General features: G+C 58.1%; 1 protein-coding gene. It reads left to right on the forward strand.

The window, feature by feature from the left end; all coding sequences use genetic code 11:
• The first annotated feature begins 459 nt into the window (after window positions 1–459).
• Entirely contained in the window at window positions 460–1,752 is a 1,293-nt protein-coding gene (gene ltrA / locus PG5_RS30640) for a group II intron reverse transcriptase/maturase (RefSeq protein WP_020800950.1), read from the forward strand.
• The last annotated feature ends 88 nt before the right edge of the window (window positions 1,753–1,840 follow it).

Genomic DNA, 1,840 nt, shown 5'->3' on the forward strand with positions numbered 1-1,840 from the left:
TTTTTTGTGTGCGCCCAGCATGGGCGCAATCTTGTGGGTGAAAGTCCCGCCGTAAGCTGACCACAGCGAACGAAGTGAAGCGCAACTGCATGAGGGCGACCGAGTGTGGGGAGGAAGCGTGAATCGAAGCCATGAGCCGATGTACAAGAACCGGATAAAAGGCAAAGCCGATCAGGGCGAGCGGGCACAAAACCGCGAAGCTTTTGTGGTCAAGGATCAGGCTGTGTAAATCCGGCGGTTGTGTGGTGAAGGATTGCGTTCTTACCTGGGGAGATCTCGCCTTGTGCCTGAAAGGGCGACGGCGCCAGCCGGAGCGAGAAGTCAGCAGAGGCCGTAGTAGTCTTTTTTTTTGACGAAGGGCCGAACGAGAGAAAGCGTCATAGGCCATGTTGATGCGAAAGACCGGAAGTCAGATGCCTGCCAAACGCGGGGCGGACGGAGATAACGAGCGGTGAAACCGTGAGATATCCCATCAGCGACGAGGTCAATCGCCCGCAAGATGAACCCTATAACGCAGGGCAAGGGCTGCTGGAGCGGGCCTTTGCGAGAGAAAACCTGAAGCAGGCGTGGAAGCGGGTCAAGGCCAACAAAGGTGCAGCGGGAGTCGACGGTCTGAACATAGATCAGACGGCCGAGCATCTGCTGACCCAATGGGTCGTGATTCGTGAGCAGCTTATGTCTGGTGTCTACCGGCCCAGTCCGGTACGCCGAGTGGTCATTCCCAAGCCCGACGGCGGTCAGCGCGAGTTGGGCATTCCCACGGTCACCGACCGCCTGATCCAACAGGCGTTGCTGCAAGTCTTGCAACCACTACTCGATCCGACTTTCAGTGAACACAGCTACGGTTTTCGCCCGGGGCGCAGTGCGCAGGACGCCGTTTTGGCGGCCCAGCGCCAGGTGTCCTCGGGACGCAAAGTGGTGGTGGATGTTGACCTGGAAAAGTTCTTCGACCGGGTCGATCACGACATTTTGATGGGGCGCTTACGCAAACGGATCACGGATCGGGCGGTTATCCGGCTGATTCGTGCGTATCTGGATGCAGGAACGCTGATCAATGGCGTGGTCGAGAAAAGCCGCTGCGGGGCGCCGCAAGGCGGCCCGCTGTCGCCGTTGCTGGCGAATGTGCTGCTGGACGAAGTGGATCGGGAGCTTGAGCGTCGAGGTCATTGCTTCGTGCGTTATGCCGACGATGCGAATGTGTATGTTCGCAGTCATAAGGCGGGGGAGCGGGTAATGGCTCTGCTGAAGCGTCTGTATGACAAGCTGCACTTGAGTGTCAACGCGAGCAAGAGTGCAGTGGCGAGTGCGTTTGGTCGCAAGTTCTTGGGCTATGAGCTGTGGTCAGCCCGCGGCGAAGTCAAGCGTGCTGCATCCTATAAAGCGCAGAAGCAGTTCAAGCAGCGAATACGCTGGTACACCCGACGCTCGTGTGGCCGTAGCTTGCAGCAGATTGCTGATGAGCTGCGACCTTACATTTTGGGCTGGAAGGCTTACTTCGGTTTGTCGCAAACCCCAGCCGTCTGGCGTGAGTTGGACGAATGGATGCGACACCGATTGCGAGCTATCCAGCTTAAACAATGGGGGCGTGGAACGACGACGTATCGTGAGCTACGAGCACTTGGTGCAAACATCCAGGTGGCACAGAAGGTGGCGGGAAATACCTGCCGCTGGTGGCGTAACAGTCGTCTTGATCTGAATCGCGTGCTTAATATTGCGTGGTTCGACAGGCTGGGATTAGTGCGTCTCTCATAACCTCAATCTCTCGAACCGCCCGGTGCGGACCCGCATGCCGGGTGGTGTGGCAGGGGAACGGCCTGTGAAGGCCGTCCCCTATGCCGAT

It is taken from the genome of Pseudomonas sp. G5(2012) (assembly GCF_000408945.1).
Lineage (GTDB): Bacteria > Pseudomonadota > Gammaproteobacteria > Pseudomonadales > Pseudomonadaceae > Aquipseudomonas > Aquipseudomonas umsongensis.